The 18289-nt window shown below is 61.6% G+C and carries 16 protein-coding genes and 1 pseudogene; 7 read left to right on the plus strand and 10 right to left on the minus strand.

All coding sequences use genetic code 11. The annotated features are described in order from the left end of the window. Window positions 1-36 precede the first annotated feature (36 nt). Genes JFU58_RS25305 through JFU58_RS25315 form a run of 3 tightly spaced genes read right to left on the minus strand, consistent with a single transcriptional unit; the run spans window position 37 to window position 4235 of the window. Entirely contained in the window at window positions 37-1101 is a 1065-nt protein-coding gene (locus tag JFU58_RS25305; RefSeq protein ID WP_093208341.1) for a lipocalin-like domain-containing protein, read from the minus strand. Beyond that, a complete protein-coding gene (locus tag JFU58_RS25310) occupies window positions 1091-3565 on the minus strand; it encodes an ABC transporter permease (RefSeq protein ID WP_201142669.1) in 2475 nt (824 codons plus the stop codon). Before JFU58_RS25310 ends, JFU58_RS25305 begins: the two co-directional genes overlap by 11 nt. 1 nt (window position 3566) lies before the next feature. Continuing rightward, the gene (locus JFU58_RS25315; RefSeq protein WP_177071273.1) at window positions 3567-4235 is read right to left on the minus strand and encodes an ABC transporter ATP-binding protein; all 669 of its coding nucleotides are present in this window, start codon (window positions 4233-4235) and stop codon (window positions 3567-3569) included. A 345-nt stretch (window positions 4236-4580) separates the two neighbouring features. Here JFU58_RS25315 and pmrG point away from each other — a divergent pair, with 345 nt between their 5' ends. The 5 genes from pmrG to JFU58_RS25340 all read left to right on the plus strand — a co-directional run bounded on the left by pmrG (window position 4581) and on the right by JFU58_RS25340 (window position 10482). Beyond that, a complete protein-coding gene (pmrG, locus tag JFU58_RS25320) occupies window positions 4581-5264 on the plus strand; it encodes a lipopolysaccharide core heptose(II)-phosphate phosphatase PmrG (RefSeq protein ID WP_063028881.1) in 684 nt (227 codons plus the stop codon). A 347-nt stretch (window positions 5265-5611) separates the two neighbouring features. Beyond that, window positions 5612-7267, plus strand: coding sequence for a lipid IV(A) 4-amino-4-deoxy-L-arabinosyltransferase (arnT, locus tag JFU58_RS25325; protein WP_177071274.1), 1656 nt, complete (start codon window positions 5612-5614; stop codon window positions 7265-7267). A 59-nt stretch (window positions 7268-7326) separates the two neighbouring features. Continuing rightward, entirely contained in the window at window positions 7327-8847 is a 1521-nt protein-coding gene (locus tag JFU58_RS25330) for an ArnT family glycosyltransferase (RefSeq protein WP_201142670.1), read from the plus strand. Between the two features lie 67 nt (window positions 8848-8914). After that, window positions 8915-9676 (plus strand): M15 family metallopeptidase, encoded by a 762-nt coding sequence (locus JFU58_RS25335; RefSeq protein WP_201142671.1) that lies wholly within the window; start codon window positions 8915-8917, stop codon window positions 9674-9676. An 83-nt stretch (window positions 9677-9759) separates the two neighbouring features. Next, window positions 9760-10482: a L,D-transpeptidase family protein gene (locus JFU58_RS25340; protein ID WP_177071276.1), complete on the plus strand. Its 723-nt coding sequence runs from the start codon at window positions 9760-9762 to the stop codon at window positions 10480-10482. On the opposite strand, the pseudogene JFU58_RS25345 reads toward JFU58_RS25340, so the two are convergent. From JFU58_RS25345 to JFU58_RS25355, 3 genes and pseudogenes are all read right to left on the minus strand, one after another. Next, window positions 10468-10989: pseudogene (locus JFU58_RS25345) on the minus strand (thioredoxin family protein); the annotation flags it as partial. The gene JFU58_RS25340 and the pseudogene JFU58_RS25345 sit on opposite strands and share 15 nt — an antisense overlap. Window positions 10990-11066: 77 nt before the next feature. Beyond that, window positions 11067-11246, minus strand: a complete 180-nt coding sequence (locus JFU58_RS25350) for a hypothetical protein (RefSeq protein WP_063028870.1) — start codon at window positions 11244-11246, stop codon at window positions 11067-11069. An 11-nt stretch (window positions 11247-11257) separates the two neighbouring features. After that, entirely contained in the window at window positions 11258-11500 is a 243-nt protein-coding gene (locus tag JFU58_RS25355) for a DUF2790 domain-containing protein (protein ID WP_201142672.1), read from the minus strand. A 216-nt stretch (window positions 11501-11716) separates the two neighbouring features. On the opposite strand from JFU58_RS25355, the gene JFU58_RS25360 reads away from it, so the two are divergent. Together JFU58_RS25360 and JFU58_RS25365 are read left to right on the plus strand one after the other, a co-directional pair. Further along, the gene (locus JFU58_RS25360) at window positions 11717-12457 is read left to right on the plus strand and encodes a response regulator (RefSeq protein WP_063028866.1); all 741 of its coding nucleotides are present in this window, start codon (window positions 11717-11719) and stop codon (window positions 12455-12457) included. Continuing rightward, the gene (locus JFU58_RS25365) at window positions 12454-13758 is read left to right on the plus strand and encodes an ATP-binding protein (RefSeq protein ID WP_177025300.1); all 1305 of its coding nucleotides are present in this window, start codon (window positions 12454-12456) and stop codon (window positions 13756-13758) included. The genes JFU58_RS25360 and JFU58_RS25365 overlap by 4 nt, the downstream gene beginning before the upstream one ends. Window positions 13759-14602: 844 nt before the next feature. Here JFU58_RS25365 and urtE read toward each other — a convergent pair. The 4 genes from urtE to urtB are packed head-to-tail and all read right to left on the minus strand — an operon-like array spanning window position 14603 to window position 18146. Then, complete coding sequence (gene urtE / locus JFU58_RS25370; protein ID WP_093208296.1) at window positions 14603-15292, minus strand: urea ABC transporter ATP-binding subunit UrtE; 690 nt, start codon at window positions 15290-15292, stop codon at window positions 14603-14605. A 10-nt stretch (window positions 15293-15302) separates the two neighbouring features. Then, window positions 15303-16061 carry an urea ABC transporter ATP-binding protein UrtD gene (gene urtD / locus JFU58_RS25375; protein ID WP_003218258.1) on the minus strand — a complete coding sequence of 253 codons (759 nt, stop codon included), beginning with the start codon at window positions 16059-16061 and terminating at the stop codon, window positions 15303-15305. Further along, on the minus strand, window positions 16058-17218 hold the full coding sequence (gene urtC, locus JFU58_RS25380; protein ID WP_177071218.1) for an urea ABC transporter permease subunit UrtC: 1161 nt from the start codon (window positions 17216-17218) through the stop codon (window positions 16058-16060). Before urtC ends, urtD begins: the two co-directional genes overlap by 4 nt. A gap of 10 nt (window positions 17219-17228) precedes the next feature. After that, window positions 17229-18146, minus strand: a complete 918-nt coding sequence (gene urtB, locus JFU58_RS25385; protein WP_063028859.1) for an urea ABC transporter permease subunit UrtB — start codon at window positions 18144-18146, stop codon at window positions 17229-17231. Between the last annotated feature and the right edge of the window lie 143 nt (window positions 18147-18289).

Below are 18289 nucleotides of genomic sequence, written 5' to 3' on the forward strand. Positions count from 1 at the left end.
ATACATGTCCAGTATTTTGTAAGCCGATTCTTACAATTAATACCCCGTCATCTCCAGGTACCCCACCCCACCCTGAAATTTCACCGGCCCTTCCCAGTAAGGAATGCTCAGGTTCATCCAGGCTTTCGGGTTGACCGCTTCCGTGGTGATATCCAGATGTTTGCCCGGGATCTTCAATGACCACTGGGTGGGAATGCTGCGCCCATCAATGGCAGTCGTGCCCAGCGGCGTCAGTTGAATATCCTGGTTGTGCAGGGTCTGTGTGTGGCCCTCTTTGTCGATCCAGGTGCCGGTCAGGTAGGACGGTCCGTCTGTCTGCCGCACCCGAAACAGCATCAGCTGCTCGCCGCTGTCCAGGTGCAGGGAGAACCAGTCCCAGCCAGTCTGGCTGGCGGTCAGGGGCTGGCTGCTCCATTCGCGGTCGAGCCAGGCGGTGCCGGTGACTTGATAAGGTTTGCCGTCGATGGTCACGCGGCCATCCGCCTGAAAAAACGGCTGGCTGTAGTAGTACGATGCCTGGCCCTGGTCGGACTTGCGGCTGTAGCCGTTATCGCCCTGGAGCACCAATGGACGGCTGGAGGTCAGGTGCAGGTCGTAATTGAAATGCTCGCCGGCGGCCTTCAACTGCATGTCCGCCAAGGGGCTGGTTGCACCAGGGCGGGTGGCGAAATTCCAGTCATCGATCCAGGCATTGAACGGCACCGCCTGGGCCCCCGCCTGCCCCACGCCGCCACGGGCATAGCGTTCGGCAGCGTAGTGGTGAGTGGCCGAAGTGACGGCGGCGTGGCCGAGCCAGACCGTCGAGTCGTGCCAGCCCGGTTGCGTCGGCCCGGCCTTGAGGGCGTTGCGAAACAGCGTCCATTGCACGCCGTAGGCATTGCCCTCGGCGTCCTTGAGGTTAGCGGTGAGGTACCACCATTCAATGCGATAGCCGTCATGGGGGCCGTGGTCCTCGGGAAAGCTGAAGACTTTGCCGGGCACCACCTGGGCAAAGTCCGCCGCCTGGCTGCCCAGCCCGGCGAAGCTTTCTTCAGACGCTGGCGGTTTGTCGCAGGCGCCGAGCAGCAGGAAGGTTGCCCATAGCAGGTACTTAATCTTCATTGGCAAAGGTCCTCAGCAAATCCGCCGGGCGACTGCGGTACAACTGCCACAGCGGCCACGCCGAAGCCAGCAAGGTGGCCAACATCGCCAGGCCCAGCAGTTGCGCCAGTTGCCACGGGAATACCTGCAACGGCAGGCGCCAGCCAAAGGCCTGGACGTTGATCACCACATCCAGGCACCACGCCAGCAACAACCCCAAGGGCAACGCCAGCACCAGGGTCAGCACCGCCAGCAGCCAGGTTTGGCCGAGGTTGAGCAGCATCAATTGGCGGCGTGTGACGCCCAGCGCCCACAACGGCGCCAACTGGCCAAGCCGGCTTTGGCTCTGGGTCAGCAGGCTGATGAACAGCGCCACGCCGGCCACCCCCAGGGTCAGGCTGTTGAGGCCGGCGGTGGCGGCAAAAGTCCGTTCGAAGACCTGGCTCGACCAGCCCTTGAGCTGCTGCTGGTCGACGATGCGGCTGTCTTCCAGGGCGAACCGGTTCTGCACTTCACGCACCAGTGGCGGTACATTGCCAGGCAGTACTCGCAGGTTGAAACGTGCCGGTGATAATCCTGGCCAGTGCTGCAACAGGTGCCGCGCGTTCACCAGCAGATGGCCCTTGGGGTTGCCGTAATCGGCGTAAATCCCCACCACCTTGGGCGACCATGGACCTTGAGGGGTGGGAATGTTGATGACATCACCCAGCCGCACCTTGAGCCTGCGTGCCATTTGCTCGCTGAGCATCAGGGCGTCGTCCTGCAGCAACTGGCCCCATGGGTCCGTTGCCGCCTCCAGCAACGGCCAATGCTGGCGATAAGTCGGGTCGTCGACCACGCCGAACAGGTCCGCCGGCCAACCTTGCAGTTGCACCGCAACCTGCCAGGTGGGCAGTACCGCCTGCACCAGTGGCTGCTGCACCAGCCAGGTTTGCAGCGCGTCAGCCTGGGCCGGGTTTTGCGGGTTGAGGTACAGCTCGGCGGTCAGGCGCTGTTCCAGCCAGTTGTTGAAGGTCTGGCGAAAGCCCGAGGTCATCGAGCCCGCGCCGATATTGGCGGCCAACGCCAGCAGCAAGGCCATCAGCGCCAGGCTCAGGGCTGGCAACTGCTGGCGGCAATCGGCGAGAAACCATTGCCCCAACACCGAACGGCTGCGCCCCAGCACCGCTTTGAGCACGCCATTGAGCACCACCGGCAAGCCCAGCGCAGCGCCCAGCAACAAGGCCGCCATCAAGACAAAACCGCTGGCCAGGCTATCGCCAAACACCAGGGCCAGGATTGCGATCAGCAAGGCAGCACCCGCCACCCAGCCTTGGCTTCGCAGCCAGCGCCCATGGGCCTGATGCCAGGCCTGGGCATTGGCCAACGCCAACAATGGCAAACGCGATGCTCGCCACAAACTGCTGGCCCCGGCGAGCAACGCGCCAAGCAAACCCAGGCCCAATCCACTCAGCCACCACAGCGGGCTAAGGCTCAGTTGGCCAGGCACTTCGGCGCCGTACAAGCCGCGCAAACTGGCGGCCACGTCCGGCAGCAACAGGCTGGCCAACAAGTACCCGCTGGCCACGCCCACCAGCCCGCCAAGCACGGCCATGCCACCCAGTTCAACCGCCAGGCTGAGGATCAGCATTCGCGCGCTCACCCCGCACGCACGCAAGGTTCGCAGCAGGCCGCGCCGTTGTTCCAGGGCCAGGCCGATCGCGGCGTGCACGATAAACAGACCCACCACGAAGGACAAAAAGCCCAGCGCATCGAGGTTCAGGTGGAAGCTTTCAGTGAGGCGCGCGAGGTTGTTTTCCTCGGCCTGCTTGAGTTGCAGTTGCGCGCCCAGTGCCAGCGGCAAAGCGGGATGCGCGGCGGCAAAGGCCTTGTCCAGCAGCAACCGCGACAGGCGCTGGGGCATGTCCAGCAGCGGTTGGGCGAAGCCGATATCGGTCAGCAATACGCCGGGGGCCATGTCCGGTTGTACATGCAGCGGCGGCAGGGCCAGCCCGGCGGCCGTCAGCGGCTGGTCGCCCTCTTTCAGGCCCAGCGCCTGCAAGGTCTGCGGAGCGATCCAGGTGCGTCCCGGCGGGTTGAAGAAGGCGACCATCTGCGCCCGGTCCAGGGTCTGGCCGGCCACCGCACCACCGCCGGGCAACGACACCGGGTCGATGCCCATCACTTGCAAGCGCTGGTCTTCATGCCCCTTGAGCGTCACGCGGCCCTGCACCATCGGCGACACCGGCCAACCCGCGCGACGCAGCTCGGCAAACAGCGCCTGGGGGAAACTGGCACCGTCCGGCGCACTGAGGCTGGCCTGGGGTTCACCGCCGATCAGTTGGCTGGCCCGGGCATAGCTGTCCCGCGCCTGGCTATTGAGAGCTTGCACACCGGTCAACAGCGCAGTGGCCAGCCACAGGCCGGTGAGTACGCTGAAGAACTGCACGGGGTGGCGACGCCAATGGCTGAGCAGCGCGCGCAGTGTCCAATAGAAGACACGCATTTCAGCGGGCGTCCGCTGCGAGTACCTGGCCGCGGTGCAATACCACCTGCTGGTCCAGGCGCGCCGCGATGCGCGGACTGTGAGTCACCATCAACAAACTGGTGGGGCTGTCCCGCAGCAGGTCCAGCAGCAATTGCAGTACTTCATCGCTGGTGGCTTCATCGAGGTTGCCGGTGGGTTCGTCCGCCAGCAACAAGCCAGGCCGCGACGCCAGGGCTCGCCCCACCGCCACCCGTTGCTGCTGGCCGCCGGACAGTTGTTCGGGGTAACGCTTGAGCAAATCCCCGAGGCCCAGGCGTTCCACCAGCTGTGCTTGCCATGCCGGATCGAGGCGCCCGGCCAGGCGTGCCTGGAATGCCAGGTTGTCTTCGACTCGCAGGCTGCCGATCAGGTTGAACTGCTGGAACACCAGGCCGATCTCGGTACGCCGCCAGTGGGCCAACTGCGCTTCGCTCATCTGGTCCAGGCGCTGATCGCCGACCTGGATGCGGCCACGGTCGACCTGATCGAGCCCGGCCACCAGGTGGAGCAAGGTACTTTTTCCGCTCCCGGACTCGCCCATCAGCGCAAGACTGCTACGCTCTCCGAGGTACAGGTCGACACCCGCCAGCACGGCCAACGGCCCCTGCGGCGTGCCATAGCTTTTAAACACCCCTTGTACCTGCAGCATCACCCTTCCCCACCTGCCTCTGGACTGAGGCCGAGAATAACGGTTGTCACATTTTTATGTCACAACCGTGGGCAAAAGGAGCGCCCCATGACCGCCGCAAATTTTTCACATTGATTTCACTCGGCTGCCACCTGCCGCACTTTAAATTGCCGCCCATGAGCAGATAACAGGCCTGTTATTTTCAAACGCCCGTTAGTGCAAGTGAACAAATTTTTATATCGGTATGTTCAGCAAAAAGACAGCGCCCCTGTGACACGCTTTTGCACATTCCTGCATCAGCGCTACTCACTTGGCGCTTGCCTAACTTGCCGCTGCCAGTTACCGGATTACGCCTGGAAGTTACCAATGGTGAATAGTGTGGTTGACCTGTCTCTGAGTAAGCCCCGCTCACGCTGGGCATCTGTAAAACAGTTGAACAAACTATGGTTGGGTCTGGCCTGCGCTGTAGTGGTCAGCCTGGCAGTGGTCGCATTTATCTGGTGGCCACGATCGCCCTTGGACCTGGGCGTGGGCCATCGCCTGCTCACCTCTGGAACCGTAGAAGCCTGGCGCAACGGTGACCTGGTGGTGCTGGTGCGTCATGAAGAACGCTGCGACCGCTCCAACAACCCCTGCCTGGGCCCCGCTGACGGCTTGACCATCAGCGGTACGGTCACCGCCGCCGCCACCGGCAAGGCCTTTCAGACCCTGGGCATGGAAAACACCGACGTACTGAGCAGCCCCACCACGCGTACGGCGCAGACCTCGCTGTTCATGTTCGGAAAATCCGAATTGTCACCCGGCCCATTGGCTATCTGCGGCCCCGCCATCGCCGAGGAACTGCGTCCTCACAAGCTCGCAAATCGCAACTTGTTGCTGATCACCCACAGCGCCTGTATCAGCGACTTTGAAGAAGCGCTGGGCTTCGAACACGCCGCGCATGCCGAATACGGCAGTGCGTTGTTCGTCAAGCTTCTGCCCAATGGCAAGTTTAAGGCGCTGGGTATTATGAACACCAAAGACTGGGCCGCCGCTCTAAAGCAACTTTGAACACTTATTTACATTGAGCATTCAAGTTTGTTCAGCGAAAAGACAGCCAAGGCATGAGATCTTTCATGGTTTTAATTCGTATTTACTTGGGTGCTATTCATAGCTAACTAATCATTTAGACGTTAACTGCATGATCATGACTTTCGATGACTCATTGGACGACACACGTTTAACGAGCTTGACTGGGGCAGACGGACATTCAATTCCGCGCCCACTAACAGACTGTTTAAGGAATAACGTTCTGTGCCGCATTTTTACCCGACCAAGACCATCCTCCACCCCTCGCGCATGGCTGATCCAGCGCTCGCGCTGATCCACCGTCAATACTGCTTGAGAGTGTAATAGCCATGACCCGCCTTAAACCATTGCCCGTATTGCTACTGGCATTCGTGATGTTCTATCTGCTGCCACTGGGCCTGCATGGCCTATGGATTCCTGACGAAACCCGCTACGCCCAGATCAGCCAGGAAATGATCATGAGCGGCAACTGGGTGGCCCCGCACTTCATGGGCGTGCGCTATTTCGAAAAACCTGCCGCCGGCTACTGGCTGATCGCGCTGGGCCAGGCGATATTGGGTGAAAACCTGTTCGGTGTGCGCATCGCCTCCGCGCTGACCACGGGCCTGAGCGTCATGCTCGCCTACCTGATCGCCCGCCGGCTGTGGAACGACCCGCGCAAGAGTTTTGCCTGCGCACTGCTTTATATGAGCTTCGGCCTGGTGGCCGGGCAAGCCGGTTACTCCAACCTGGACCCGCAATTCACCTTCTGGGTCAACCTGAGCCTGGCAGCCCTGTGGTTCGCCCTCGACAGCGCCAACCCACGTGCCCGCCTCGCGAGCTGGGCATTGCTGGGTGTGGCCTGCGGCATGGGCTTCATGACCAAGGGTTTCCTGGCGTGGTTGCTGCCGGTGCTGATCGCCTTGCCGTACATGCTCTGGCAGCGTCGCTTGGGCGAACTGCTGCGCTACGGCCCGCTGGCGATTCTGGTGGCGGCAGTGGTATGCCTGCCGTGGGTACTGACGGTCCACCTGCAGGAGCCGGACTTCTGGCGCTTCTTTTTCTGGCACGAACACATCCGCCGGTTTGCCTCCGACAACGCCCAACATGCCCGGCCGTGGTGGTTCTACCTGCCGCTGATGGTGGTGTCATGCCTGCCGTGGGCGGCGCTGCTGCCAGCAACGCTGTGCAAGACCTGGAAGGACAAGGGCCAACCGGCCATCGTCTTCCTCGCGCTGTGGATACTGCTGCCCCTGGGCTTTTTCAGCCTGAGCAACGGCAAGTTGCCGACCTACATCATGCCGTGCCTGCTGCCGATGGCGCTGCTGATGGGCCATGCGTTGATCGACCTGCTGGCCAACGCCCGCACCCGCACGCTGCGCGTCAATGGCCTGCTCAACCTGGGCATCGGCCTCGCGGCAATGGTGACGCTGATCTACCTGCAAATCGACAGGCCGTTGTACGGCAACAGCCACAGCGAGATGTTCAACCTGTCCCTGACGTTCATCGTGCTGATGGGCTGGATGCTCGCCAACCTGCTGCAAGCGTTCCGCCCGCTGGCGCTGTGGGCGATGCCGGCCTTGGGCATTGGCCTGCTGGTGGCGCTGTTGCCCGCCGGCATGCCGGCGGTGGTCGAAGATAACCAGATGCCTGACCAGTTCGTGCTCCAGCACCTGGACGAGCTGCAACAGACCCATGCGCTGCTGAGCAACGAACTGGAGTCGGCGTCTGCCTTGGCATGGCGCCTGCGCCGGCCCGAAGTGACGCTCTACAACACCGAAGGCGAACTGCGCTACGGCCTGCAATACGCTGACTCGATGCACCGCAAGGTGGATCTGGACAGCGTTCAAGCCTGGCTCAAGCAGGCGCGCCAGCAAGGCCCGGTGGGCGTGATGATGCGGGTCAGGAGCACCAGCGAAATGCGCGAAGCCGGCCAGCTGCCGCTGGGGGGCAAGCGTTATTACAAGGGTGACCTGGAGATCATCATCTACCCGCCATTGCCGTAACACAGCCGCACTAATGTGGGGTGACCCATTAAACACTCATCCCACATCGGAACTGCTCCATGACCTTCTGGAAAACCGAACGCGGCGCCCTGTTGTTGCTCCTTGGCGTGTCCGCCGCGATCTTGCTGTTGGGCCTGGGCGCCCGCGACCTGTGGGGCCCGGAAACCCGCTGGGCGAACATCACCCTGCAGATGCTGCAAAGCGGCGACTACTTCGACCCGTACCTCAAAGGCACCCCCTACTACGACAAACCCCTGCCGTCGTACTGGCTGATCACCGGCTTTGCCAACCTGATGGGGGGGCTGGGGCCGTGGTCCTTGCGCCTGTCTTCGGTCATCTCAGCGTGGCTGAGCATCTGGCTGGTGTACCTGATCGGCGAGCGGCTATTTCGCAAAGGCACTGGCCTGATTGCCGGCTGGATGCTTGCGACCACCTTCTACTTCATCTTCTGGGCCCGGGTCGCCACGGCGGACGTGCTGACCGTGTGCGGCGTGCTGGCGGCGGTGTGGTGGTATTGGCGCGGGCCGGACGATACGCGTCTGGGGCGCTACACCGTGTTCTTCCTGTTGCTGGCCGCGACGTCGCTGTTCAAGGGGTTGATCGGCTTTGTACTGCCGGGCCTGGTGCTGTTGCCGCACTTGCTCAGCGAACAGCGCTACAAGCGTCATCTCAACCTGCGGCTGGTGTTGGCCGTGGTTATCGCCGGGGCGTTCTACTCGGTTCCGTTTGTACTGTCCCATCTCTACGGCGCACCGACCTACGGTGAAAGCGGCCTGGAACTGGTATTCCGGGAAAATGTGGTGCGCTTCTTCGACCCGTTTGACCATATGGGGCCGATCTACACCTACCTGATCTACCTCCCGGCCTACACCTTGCCCTGGGCCCCGTGCTGGATCCTCGGCCTGTGGCTCGCCGTGCGGCATTGGCGCGACACCCCGCCCAACACCCGCTGGCTGGTGTGGGGCTTGGGCCTGCTGTTTGTGTTCTTCACCGCCAGTGGCAGCCGACGCAGTTACTACGTGCTGCCGCTGGTGCCGTTCGCGCAGTTGCTGGCGGCGTGGTGGGTCAGTGAGCGTATCGCCGGCAAAGGCACGGTCGGCCGGGGTTGGTACCGTGGGTTCGGCATCGCCGCCGGCGTGATGCTGCTGGTCCTCGGGGTGGTGTATCCATGGACCAATGGCAACGGCGGCGTGACCCGTTTCGCCGATGACGTTCAAGCGCAGGCGGTGAAAAGCGCGCCATGGAACGAGTGGCAGATGGTGATGGTGGAAGTCGACAACAAGGTGCCAATGTACCTGCAAAACCACGGGACGCCGTTCTACTACGTCGCCGAAACCCAGGATTTTCCACGCCAGGGCGACAGTGCGGCGTTCATGGCCTGGCTGGAAAAAACCAGCGGCCGCACCTTTGATCCCAAGCGCACGATTATTGTCGCGCAGTACACCAAGGATGACCCGACGCCGCTGGCCTATCTGGGCAACGATCATCAGGTCATCACGACCCAACCGGACAATGGCGAACGGTTGTTCCACAAGCGTGACGGTGGCAGCGTGGCGTTTGTGCCCAACGCCACGCCCTAGCACTGGCGGCATGGGCCGGGCATTGCTAGTGTGGCGCGCTTAAGCCACCGCCCGAGCCCGGCCGCCCATGCCCTACTCTTTCCCCGCAGTTGCCGCCCTTAGCCTCCTGGTGCTCGCCGCGCCGGCAGCGGCAGACACGCCAATGCCAGCCAACATGGTTTACCTGCGAAGCCTCGATCCGAGCATCGCGCAGGACATTCGCTACGCCAGCCCCCATAACTTCACCGGTGCGCCACTGGACGGCTACAACGCTGCCGAATGCGTGCTGTCTGCCGACGCGGCAAAGGCCCTGGTGCGGGTCCAGGCCGAGTTGGCCAGGCAGGGTTACGGCTTGAAGGTATTCGACTGCTATCGCCCCAGCCGTGCCGTGGCGAACATGGGCCGCTTCGCCAGCCTGCCGGGCGACCCGGCCAAGGCCGAGTTCTATCCCCGAGTGAACAAGCAGGATTTCTGGCGCCTGGGCTATGTGGCCAAGGTTTCCAACCACTCCCGAGGCGCGGCAGTCGACGTGACCCTGACCGGCCCCGATGCACTGCCAGCCCAGGCCTGGAGCGCCGACACCGCGGCGGTGGATTGCACCGCCGGTTACGGTCGACGCCTGCCCGATGGAGGCCTGGACATGGGCACCGGTTTTGATTGCTTCGACGAAATGGCCCATACCGACAGCCCCCACATCAGCCAGGCGGCACGCCAGAATCGCCAACGGTTGAGCGCGGCAATGGCCAAGGAAGGCTTTATCGGTTACGCCGGCGAATGGTGGCACTTCACCTACAGCCGCAATCCGGTGCGGGCCGAGCCGATGGACTTCCCTATCGAGCCGCTGCGGTAACATCGCAACACAGCTTCAGCTTGATAAAGCCCGGGGCAAAAACTAGCGTTTGAGGTTTCCCTCTTTTCAAGGACTGAACGACGTTGAACACGCTCATCAAAACCTGCGCGGCGCTCCTGACGCTGCTTTCAAACGTGGCGCTCGCGCAAATCCCCGACGACAGCCGGCAACTGATCGTGGTCACCACCCCGGACTGGAACGCCCTCCAGGGCACCGCACAACGCTATGAGCGGCATGGGCAAGGCTTTCAGAAAGTCGGCGAACCCTTTGCCATCGTGGTCGGTAAAAACGGCATGGCGTGGGGTACCGGCCTTACGACGCCCACCCCCGACCAGCAGCCCCTCAAGCATGAAGGCGATGGCAAGGCCCCGGCCGGTATCTTCAAACTCGGCAGCGCCTTTGGCTACGCCCCCACCGCCGATACCCGGTTGCCCTATACCGCCAGTACAGCCACTCGCGAATGCGTAGATGACAGCCTGTCCAGCCACTACAACACCCTGGTGGACAGCTCGACGGTGAACAAGGACTGGACCAGCTCCGAGCAGATGCTGCGCAAGGATCAACTGTACCGTCAGGGGATTTTTGTCGAGCACAACACACCGGCTTCGGCCAATGGCGGTTCGTGTATTTTCCTGCATATCTGGCGCAGCGTCAGTGCGGGGACATTGGGCTGTACGGCGATGGAGCCGGTAAATATCCAAGCGTTGTTTGCCTGGCTGAACCCGCGAGAAAACCCGGTGCTGGTGCAACTGCCGGCGGCGCAGTACGACCTCTACCGGGAGCGCTGGAAACTACCCTTGCGTTGAGCCGGCGGCCCGGGCTTCTTCCAGCAAGGCCTGTATGACCTTCTCCTGATTGTCATAACGGCCTTCACCGAAATGGCTATAGCGGACTTTACCGGTGGCATCAAAGAAGTAATGGGCCGGCCAATACTGGTTATCGAAAGCACGCCAGATCCGGTAGTCGTTGTCGATGGCCACCGGGTAATGGATGTCCAGCTTCTTGACCTGGCTGCGCACGTTATCCAGGACTTTCTCGTAGGCGTTTTCCGGCGTGTGCACACCGATCACCACCAACCCGTCCCTGGCGTACTTCTTCGCCCACTGATTGACGTACGGCAGGCTGCGCTGGCAGTTGACGCAGTCGTAGGTCCAGAAATCCACCAGCACCACCTTGCCCTTCAGGCCCTCGGCCGTCAGCGGTGGCGAGTTGAGCCAGGCCACCGCGCCGTCGAGGGACGGCATGCGCTCATCGGACTGGCTGAAACTTTCGGCATCGACGTTATTGATCAGGTAGTTCACCGCCTTGGGCACGCCGACCAAGGCAACCACCAGTGCCAACAGCAGCAGGGTTTTTGAGCGGCGCAGGTATCGGATGAAGTTCATGGGTGTCACCTCGTGGCCGGGGGTGTTTCGTCGCGTTTGCGAGCCGCGCCGTTTTGCGCCAGCGGCGTATTCTGGAAGCAGGTTTCACTGCCGGTGAGTTTTTTCGCGGTGGCGGCATTCACATCCGCCGCCACACCCGCCATGGAAAACGCCAGGGCGCTGAGAAAGCTGTTGAGTGGGGTCATGGCCGGCCTCCTCAGCTGCCTTCAAGGCAATTGCTGGAAAATTTGCGGTAGTCGAGAACGTGGCGCTGGCCCTCGGAATCCAGGTAGGTCAGGTGCGAGTTGACGATGCCGCACAGGGCGCCACCGGACTCTTCGGAGATCGACACCACCTGGTGGATATCCGGCTGGCTGGCGGTGGTTTCGGCATGGGCGGCAACACTCAGGCCAGTGAGTAAGGCAAACAGGCAACTGGCATAGGTAGCTTTGATAGTCATGGGCGGTTCCTCGGGGTTTCAAGTGGGCCGAGGCGGATCACCTCGATGGGCTCATTTGAACCTTGCGAGGTATCCGGATTGTGTCGGCCAGGCCCGGTTTTTTGCGTCGATGTGTATCTCGTCACCGCCAGATACACTGCAATACAAAGGGCACAAGGCAAGCCCGCCGGCAGTGGCTAGACTGCGCATCAATGACTATTCAACGAGGAAGGCAGCATGGATCACGTCGATCACATTCTGATTGTCGATGACGATCGGGAGATCCGCGAACTGGTGGGCAACTACCTGAAAAAGAATGGCCTGCGCACCACCGTGGTGGCCGACGGTCGGCAGATGCGCAGCTTCCTCGACACCACGCCCGTGGACCTGATCGTGCTGGATATCATGATGCCGGGCGATGATGGTTTGCAGCTGTGCCGCGAACTGCGGGTGGGCAAACACAAGGCCACGCCGATCCTGATGCTCACCGCGCGCAACGATGAAACCGACCGCATCATCGGCCTGGAAATGGGCGCCGACGATTACCTGGTCAAGCCCTTCGCCGCCCGTGAACTGCTGGCCCGCATCAACGCCGTGCTGCGCCGCACCCGGATGCTGCCGCCGAACCTGGTGGTGACGGAAAGCGGCCGGCTGATCCGCTTTGGCCGCTGGCGCCTGGACACCACCGCCCGCCATCTGCTGGATGAAGACAACACCCTGGTGGCCCTGAGCGGCGCAGAATACCGCCTGTTACGCGTCTTCCTCGACCATCCGCAACGGGTGCTCAACCGTGACCAGTTGCTGAACCTGACCCAGGGCCGGGACGCGGACCTGTTCGACCGCTCCATCGACCTGCTGGTCAGCCGCCTGCGCCAGCGCCTTTTGGACGACGCCCGCGAACCGGCCTACATCAAGACCGTGCGCAGCGAAGGCTATGTGTTCTCCCTGGCCGTGGAAATCCTTGGGGACTCGGCATGACCCTCACGTTCCGCTGGCCGCGCACCCTGGCGGCGCAACTGTCGGTTATTTTCATCGTCAGTCTGCTGTGCGCCAACGCCCTGTCGTTCAGTGCGCAGTTCTATGAGCGCTACATGAGCGCCCGGAGCGTGATGCTGGGCAACCTGGAAAACGACGTGTCGACGTCGATCGCGATCCTCGACCGCCTGCCTGCCGCCGAGCGCGCCAGTTGGCTGCCGCGCCTCGACCGCAACGCCTACCGCTACCTGCTGAATGCCGGCGAACCCGGCGAGCCGATGGCCAGCGACGACGTGCCCATGGCCGCCACCTCGATTGCCGATGCCCTGGGCGAGCACTACCCGCTGACGTTTCGCAACATCCCCGGCCTGCAAAAACACTTCCAGGCGCACCTGACCCTGGCCGATGGCAGCCCGATCACCATTGATGTACACCCCAAGCCCATCCCGTTTGCGTTCTGGCTGCCGGTGGTGCTGGTGCTGCAGTTGCTGGTGTTGCTGGTGTGCACCTGGATCGCCGTGCGCATCGCCATCCGCCCGCTGACACGGCTGGCACGGGCGGTGGAAACCCTCGACCCGAATGCGCGCCCGACACCGCTGGACGAAACCGGCCCCACCGAGGTGGCGCATGCGGCGGCGGCGTTTAACGAAATGCAGAAACGGATTGCCGAGTACCTCAAGGAGCGCATGCAGATTCTGGCGGCGATTTCCCATGACTTGCAGACGCCGATTACCCGCATGAAATTGCGCGCCGAGTTTATGGAGGACTCGGTGGATCGGGAGAAGCTCTGGAGTGACCTGGGGGAAATGGAGCATCTGGTGCGCGAGGGTGTGGCGTATGCCCGCAGTGTGCATGGGTCCACCGAGGCCAGTTGCCGGATCGACCTGGATGCGTTTCTCGACAGCCTGGTGTTTGATTACCAGGACATGAACAAGCAAGTGAGTTTGACCGGTAAAAGCGCGGTGATTTTGGATACACGGCCCCATGCGTTGCGTCGGGTGCTGGTGAACCTGGTGGATAACGCGCTGAAGTTTGCCGGGGCGGCACAGTTGGAGGTGGGGTCGACGGCGGCGGGTGAGCTTTCGATCAAGGTGCTGGATCGGGGACCGGGGATTGCGGCGGATGAGTTGGTGCAGGTGATGCAGCCGTTTTATCGGGTGGAGAGTTCGCGTAATCGTGGCACTGGGGGGACTGGGTTGGGGTTGGCGATTGCCCAGCAGCTGGCGGTGGCGATTGGTGGGGAGTTGACCTTGAGCAATCGGGATGGTGGTGGGTTGTGTGCCGAGGTTCGGCTGGTGCTGTGACGGGCGGTGTGTATATCCATTATTTGGGTGATGGCTTATATCGGTTCCGCTCTTACAGCGGCTCACTTTTGAACAGCGCAAAAGTAAGCAAAACGCTCTTGCCCCACCACTCGGCACCTCGCCCAGGCTCGGTGTGCTCACTCCGGCTTTGGACCGTGGGCCGCCGCGATGGGCCATCCTTGGCCCAGCGCGGCTAACCCGGCGTCCTGCCGGGTTACCCACGCTCCAAAGCCTGCGTTCGGCCAGCGTGGTTTAACGGGGCGCCTAAGATCAAGATCAAAAGCAGATCAAGAGCACAGCGGCCTACCGGCCGGCTTGAGTGTTTAGAAGCCAAATCAAAAGCTAAAGCGGGCACGGTCAAATGTGGGAGCTGGCTTGCCTGCGATGGCATCACCTCGGTGTATCTGAAGAACCGAGGTGTCTGCATCGCAGGCAAGCCAGCTCCCACAGAAAAGCAGAGCTGCATCAGCTTCAGATTTGGCTTTCGCTCTGGATTTTGTCTTTGCTTTTAACACTCAAGCCGGCCGGGAGGCCGCTGTGCTCTTGCTTTTGATTTTGATCTGACTGCCCCAATAAGCCCGAGGCCGAACGCAGGTATTGCGGAGCGGGTAAACCGGCAGGACGCCGGTTTAGCCGCGCTGGGCCAAGGATGGCCCATCGCGGCGGCCCGCGGAGCAGTGCCGGAGTGAGGGAACGCCGAGCCCTAGCGAGGCGCCGACAGGCGGGGCAGAGCCCTTTGCTTACTTTGGGCTGGGCCGGCATTCCGGCTTTTCCAAAGTGAGTCGCTGTAAGAGCGAAACCATAAGCGGCCGTTACCTAAATAACGGATATGTACTCAACCAGATCACACCGACAAATACCGACTAATAGTCGCCTCATCCACCCGATCCCGAGTCTCCTCAATCACAAACCTCCCCTTCTCAATCACCAAAAACCGATCAGCAATCTCCAAGGTAAACGACAACACCTGCTCAGAAACAACAATCGTCAAATCCCGCAAATTACGAATCTCCTTAAGCGTACGAGCAATGTCCTTGATGATCGAAGGCTGAATCCCCTCAGTCGGCTCATCCAGCAACAGCACCTTGGGATTCGTCGCCAACGCCCGGGCAATCGCCAACTGCTGTTGCTGCCCCCCAGACAAATTCCCACCCTTGCGCGAACGCATGTCATACAACACCGGAAACAATGCATACAAATCCTCAGGCACCTTGCCCCGAGCTGACGCCGGCAACCCCGTCTGGATATTCTCCAACACACTCATGCTGGGAAAAATCATCCGCCCCTGCGGCACATAGGCAATCCCCCGCTCCACCCGCTCATGGGTTTCAAGCGCAGACACATCATGCCCATCCACACTCACCTGCCCCTGCCACTGCGGCAGAATCCCCATCAGGCTCTTGAACAGCGTGGTCTTACCCATCCCGTTGCGCCCCATCACCGCAACGATCTCACGCTTGGCCACGTTCAGCTCCAAGTCATGAAGAATCTGGCTCTGCCCGTACCCGCACGACAGTTTGTCGATCTTGAACATGCCCGACTCCTCAATGGCCCAAATACACTTCAATGACTTTCGGATTGCTCTGCACCGACTCCATGCTGCCCTCGGCCAGCACCTTGCCCTGATGCAAAACCGTGACCTTGTGAGCGATGCTCTTGACGAACTCCATGTCATGCTCGATCACCAACACCGAGCGCCCCTGGCTAATGCGCTTGAGCAACTCGGCCGTTTGCGCACGCTCGTTGACGCTCATCCCGGCCACCGGCTCATCGAGCATCAACAATTCAGGGTCTTGCATCAGCAGCATGCCAATCTCCAGCCACTGCTTCTGCCCGTGGGACAGCAGGTCCGCCTGCTGCTGCAATAAATCACCGAGGAAGATCTCCCGGGCCACTTCCTCGACCCGCGCAATCACCTGGGCATTGCGCTTGAAAAACAGCGCCCCCCACACCTTGCGTCCGGCCGGATACGACATCTCGAGATTTTCAAACACCGTGAGGTTTTCGTAGATCGACGGGTTCTGGAACTTGCGCCCTACCCCGGCGCGCACGATGTTGTATTCGCGCATTTTGGTCAGTTCCTGGCCGTCGAACTGAATGCTGCCGCTGGTGGCGCGGGTCTTGCCGCAGATCAGGTCCAGCACCGTGGTTTTGCCGGCGCCGTTGGGGCCGATCACCACCCGGACTTCGTTGCGGTCGATGTACAGGTTGAGGTTGTCGACAGCCTTGAAGCCATCGAACGACACGGTCAGCCCTTCAATGGCCAACACGGGCTTTTTCATTTCAAAACCGACGGCGGTCATGGCTGTGTCTCCAGGATCTTGGCTTCAGCCTTGGGCTTGATCTTCGCGGGCTCGGCCTTGACCACCGGCTTGCGCCGCAACAGTCGGGCCAGGGCCTGGCGACCATGGCTGTCCCACAACCCCGCCAGGCCGTTGGGGAAGTACATGACCACGGCGATAAACAGCCCGCCCATCAGGTACAGCCACAGCTCGGGGAAGGATTCGGAAAAGTAGGTCTTGCCGTAGTTCACCAGCAACGCGCCATACACCGCGCCCAGCAGTGACATGCGCCCGCCGACCGCGGCAAAGATCACCATCTCGATGGACGGCACGATGCCCACGAACGACGGCGACATAAAGCCCACCTGCAAGGCAAACATCGCCCCGCCAATCGCCGAGAACGCCGCTGCCACGCAGAACACGAAAATCTTGAAGCTGGCCACGTCATACCCGGAAAACCGTACCCGCTCTTCCTTGTCGCGCATGGCCATCAACAGCCGGCCCAGCTTCGAGGCGAGGATGAAACGGCCGATGAAGATGCAGCCAAACAGCAGCCCGGCGTTGATGAAATACAGGATCATCTTCGCGCCGTCACCGCGCAGGTCCCAGCCCAGCAGGGTCTTGAGGTCGGTGATGCCGTTGACGCCACCGGTCAGGCCTTGCTGGCCGACGATCAGCACCGTGAGGATCAGCGCAATCGCCTGGGTGACGATGGAGAAATACACATCGCCCACCCGCCGTTTGAACAGCGCCATGCCGATGATGAACGCCAGCAACACCGGCACCGCAATCACCGCGAACAGGGTGAAGGTGAAGCTGTGGAACGGCTGCCACAGCCACGGCAGTTCGGTGATCTGGTTCCAGTCCATGAAGTCCGGAATGCCCGGCGTCGACTGGATCTTGGTGCTCTCGGGATCGGACGCTTCCAGCTTCAGGAACATCGCCATGCAGTAGCCGCCGACGCCGAAAAACACGCCCTGCCCGAGGCTGAGAATCCCGCCATAGCCCCAGCACAGCACCAGGCCCACGGCGACGAACGCGTAGGTCAGGTACTTGCCAACCATGTTCAGGCGAAACGCATCCAGGGTCAGCGGGAACACCACGAGGATCAACAGCGCCAGCAGCACGATGCCGATAAGGTTTTGCTGGCCGCCCAGCAGTTTGTCTAGAGCCTTCATCGGTTCGCCTCTACTTGCGCACTTTGATGGAGAACAACCCTTGCGGGCGCAGCATCAGGATCAAGATCACCGACGACAGCGTCAGCACCTTGGCCATCGAGCCACTGAGGAAAAACTCCGACAGCGATTGGGTCTGGGCAATCACGAACGCCGAGGCAATGGTGCCGAACAGGCTTTGCGCGCCGCCGAATACGACGACCAGGAAGGTGTCGACGATGTACTGCGAACCGGCGGTCGGCCCGGTGGAGCCGATGGTGGTGAAGGCCGCACCGGCCACGCCCGCCACGCCGCAACCGAGGGCGAAGGTCATGCGGTCGACCTTGCGTGTATTGATGCCCACGGCGCGGCTCATCAAGCGGTTTTGCACAGTAGCCCGCACCTGCAGGCCCCAACGCGAACGGTAGAGCATGACAAAAATCGCCCCGGTCAGCAGCAGGGTCAGGCCCATCATGAACAGGCCGTTGCGCGGGATTTCGATGGCGTCGGTGAGGTTCACCGACCCCATCAGCCAGGCAGGCGGTTCGGCACTCACTTCACGGGCGCCGAACACCGAGCGGAAGGTTTGCTGCATCACCAGGGACAGCCCCCAGGTGGCGAGCAAGGTGTCCAGGGGCCGCTTGTACAAACGGCTGATCATTGCCCACTCCACCAGCCAGCCGACGGCGCCGGCGACGAGGAATGACAGGGCAATGGCAATGAAAAAGTAGTACGGCTGAAAGCTTGGCGCGAAATGCGCGGTGAGGCTGGAACAGACGTAGGTGGTGTAGGCGCCAATGGTCAGGAACTCACCGTGGGCCATGTTGATCACGCCCATCTGGCCGAAGATGATTGCCAGTCCCAATGCCATCAGCAACAGCACGCAGAACACGGACAAGCCGTTGAACCCCTGCATCGCCGCGATGGCTCCAAATTCCGATAGCCATTCCATGATGATGGTCTCCTGAGCGGGAGGTTGAAATGCAATCTGCTTCTGCTTTATGTGGGAGCGGGCTTGCCTGCGATGGAATCACCTCGGTGTCACTGAAAGACCGAGTCGCCTGCATCGCGGGCAAGCCCAGCTCCCACAGAAGC

The organism is Pseudomonas sp. TH34 (assembly GCF_016650865.1).
Lineage (GTDB): Bacteria > Pseudomonadota > Gammaproteobacteria > Pseudomonadales > Pseudomonadaceae > Aquipseudomonas > Aquipseudomonas yamanorum.